Consider the following 3,275-nt stretch of genomic DNA (forward strand, 5'->3'; position numbering starts at 1 on the left):
AGGCCGTGGCGCGAGCGCGGTGTGCGGCGCGCCGTACCCAGCGCCATCGTGGCCGGCGGCATGCCGCGCACGATGCCGCGGATCTCGGGCCGCCGCGCGTAGATCTGCTGGTGAATGCGCACCTCGCCGAGCACGCCCTCGGGCAGCGGGCCGTGCACGGGAACCACCGTGCCGGGCTCGCCGACTGCCACCAGCCCCATCGGCCGGGCTGCACAAACGAGAAAGCGATCTTCATCCAGCCGCTGACTGCAGTGGCCGTAGGCGTGCGCCAGACCGTGGCGCCCCGTGGCGCGGGCGGCCAGGCGCACAAGCCGCTGGACAGAGGGGTCGGCTTCGCCGGCAGAGGCCGTGGCTGCAGAAAGCATGCCGCGCAATGTAGGAAGCCGTCTTCCATCAGTCCAATGAAGAGATAGGATTCGTGTTATTTGCCGCATTCATGACAGCAAGGCGCAGCGGCAGCGCAGGAGACCAACCCATGCACGCCACAGGCAAGCCGCTGACGCGGCAGGTCGACCTCAACCTGCTGGAGCTCTTCGACACCGTCTACCGCCTGCGCAACCTCACCGCGGCAGGCCAGCGCCTGGGCCTGTCGCAGCCGGCGGTGAGCTACGGGCTGGCGCGGCTGCGCGACATGTACGGCGACGCGCTTTTCGTGCGCATGCAGCGCGGCGTGCAGCCCACTCCCTTCGCCGAGCGCCTGGCCGACCCGGTGGCGCAGGCACTGGAGATCGTGCGCGGCACGTTCGCCAAGGTCGTCTTCGAGCCGGCCGAAGCCCGGCGCACCTTCCGCATCGCCATGTCCGACATCGGCGAGCGGCTGTTCCTGCCCTACCTGACAACCTGGCTCGCCCAGCGGGCGCCCGGCGTTTCGGTTGAGACGGATTCGCCGTCGCTGGACGAGCTTTCGGAAGGTCTGGCCTCCGGCGAGATCGACGCAGCACTGGGATTCATGCCCGGGCTGGGCAAGCAGGTACATCAGAAGACGCTGTTCACCGAGCGCTTTGTGTACCTGCTGCGCGCAGGCCATGCCTTCCGCGGCGAGACGCTGCCGACCACGCTGGTCAGGCAGCTGCCTCACGTGATCGCCAGTCCTCCGGGCACGGAGCACGCCTCGGCGGTGGAGAAGGTGCTGCAGCAGCCTCGCCTGAAAGCCACCGTCGCGCTGCGCGTGCGCAGCTTCCTGAGCCTGGCGCCCATCGTCGCCGGCACCGATCTGGTGGCGCCGATGCCGTCCAACCTGGCCGGCGTGGTGGCCCGGCACCTGGGTCTTCGGGTGTGCGCGCCGCCGGTGCGCTTCCCTGCCTTCGACGTATGCCTGTACTGGCACCAGCGCTTTCACCAGGATCCGGCCAGCCTGTGGCTGCGCGAGGGCCTGGTCGGGCTGTTCGCCGGGGGACAGGCATTTCGCTGAACACCGCCCCTTCTGTCATCTGCCTCGCAAATATCACGGATCAGACCTTTTCGTTTCTCAAATGACGGACGCGCTCCTAGAGTGCCCGGCATCGCAACCGCAAGAGAGAGACGAACCAAATGGATCAGGACGACAAGGGCCGTTTCCTCGGCCTGGGGGTTTCGCACTACCCGCCCTTCAGCGGGCGCGACGAGGACATGGCCAACATCGTCCGCGGGCGAATGCAGGACCCCGACATTCCTGCGGAGGTGAAGGACCCGGCCACCTGGCCGCTCCTGATGCGCCAGGAGTGGAGCAACGACCAGGGCGTGGCGGCCGCAACCCGGCACCGCGAGGCGATGGTGGATGGCATGCGCCGGGTGAAGAAGGCGCTGGACGACTTCCAGCCCGACTTCGTGATCATCTGGGGCGATGATCAGTACGAGAACTTCAAGGCCGACGTGATGCCGGCCTTCACCGTGTTGGCCTACGGGGACACGGAAGTCTTCCCGTGGAAGCACGCCAGCGAGTCAGCCATGTTCGACGCCAGCAAGAAGGACGAATGGGGTGGCGGCAAGCCCAATGTGTGGCACGAGGGCGCCGATACCAGCTTCGTCGTGCGCGGCCACCGTGAGGCGGCCAAGCACATTGCCAGCGGCCTGCTGGAGCAGGATTTCGACATCGCCTACGCCTACGAACCGCTGCACCATCCCGGGCTGGCGCACGCGTTCCTCAACGCGGTGCTGTACCTGGACTACGACCGACAAGGATTCAAGCACCCGGTGGTGCCGATCTCCATCAATTGCTATGGGCGGCGCATCATCAGCTACCGTGGCTTCATCAGCCGCTGGGCCGACCGGCACCGTCCGCTGGACCCGCCTTCGCCCTCGCCGAGGCGCTGCTTCGACTTCGGCGCGGCCATCGCGCGCATCCTGCGCGCCAGCCCCTGGCGCGTAGCGATGATCGCCTCGTCGAGTTGGTCGCACGCCTTTCTGGTCGACAAGACCTACCGCATGCAACCCGACGTGGCCGCTGACCGGCGCCTGTACGAGGCCATGGTGGCCGGCGACTATGCGAGCTGGCGCAGCTACACCCTGGATCAGATCGAGGACTCGGCCCAGCAGGAAGTGCTCAACTGGTTTGCCCTCGTGGGCGCCATGAACGAGCTGGGCATGCGCGTCGCCTGGTCGGAGTTCGTGGAAACCTACCTGTTCAATTCAAGCAAGGTGGCAGCCATCTTCGGGCCGGGCTGAAACGCCACGCCACGGAACCGGAATCCGCCGGTTCAGCACGGCAGGATGCACGCAACGGCTCCCGGCAGGCGCAGGGAGCGCGCGAACTCCGCCCGTGCACCACCGCGCATCACCAGTGCACGTCGACCGCCAGGCTCTACGAGTTCCGGTGGTCGAATTGCAGTCCGGTTCCGCAAGACAGCGTGGCCGTTCGCACGTCGGGCAGGAGCGTGAGGGCCGGGCAAGAACGGTTCGGACGGCACCGGAACCTTTTTCATTCTCGAAGGCTGCGCACCTCGAGCGCAGCATCGGCCGCGATCTGAGGTTCGGTGAAGGGCGGCTCGAAAAAGTGCCGGGCGGCGAACAGCGGCAACTGGTCGTCGCGGTGAGGCCCATCGGCGCTCACACCATTGGCGACCAGCATACGCGCCACGGGCGAGTCCCGGCCGGAATCCCAGGTCACCACGTGCATGTAGGCGGTGCCCGAAACGATGTCGGAATAGCCTTGCGGTCCCAGCGGCCCGGCCTCCAGCGCGTTGAGAACGCCCTGGTCGGCCGAGCCGCCGTGCAGCGGCACGCGGCCTGCCGACGTCTCGCGCGCGAGCATCCTGCCCCAGGGCTCGTCGCCGCGCAGGCCCAGCGCGGTCAAGGCG

General features: G+C 67.6%; 4 protein-coding genes. 2 read left to right on the forward strand and 2 right to left on the reverse strand.

The features are described 5' to 3' along the window. The coding region (locus QM624_RS10050; protein ID WP_415091356.1) for a class II aldolase/adducin family protein at positions 1 to 365 on the reverse strand (365 nt) is incomplete at its 3' end. Between the two features lie 110 nt (positions 366 to 475). Between QM624_RS10050 and QM624_RS10055 the strand changes: the two genes are divergently transcribed. Both QM624_RS10055 and QM624_RS10060 read left to right on the forward strand, forming a co-directional pair. Then, a complete protein-coding gene (locus QM624_RS10055; RefSeq protein ID WP_415091358.1) occupies positions 476 to 1,411 on the forward strand; it encodes a LysR family transcriptional regulator in 936 nt (311 codons plus the stop codon). Positions 1,412 to 1,530: 119 nt separating this feature from the next. Continuing rightward, positions 1,531 to 2,643 (forward strand): extradiol ring-cleavage dioxygenase, encoded by a 1,113-nt coding sequence (locus QM624_RS10060; RefSeq protein WP_415091360.1) that lies wholly within the window; start codon positions 1,531 to 1,533, stop codon positions 2,641 to 2,643. A gap of 253 nt (positions 2,644 to 2,896) precedes the next feature. Here QM624_RS10060 and QM624_RS10065 read toward each other — a convergent pair. After that, a partial coding sequence (locus QM624_RS10065) for a hypothetical protein (RefSeq protein ID WP_415091362.1) occupies positions 2,897 to 3,275 on the reverse strand: 379 nt, incomplete at its 5' end.

Source organism: Micropruina sp. (assembly GCF_047606365.1).
Lineage (GTDB): Bacteria > Actinomycetota > Actinomycetes > Propionibacteriales > Propionibacteriaceae > Micropruina.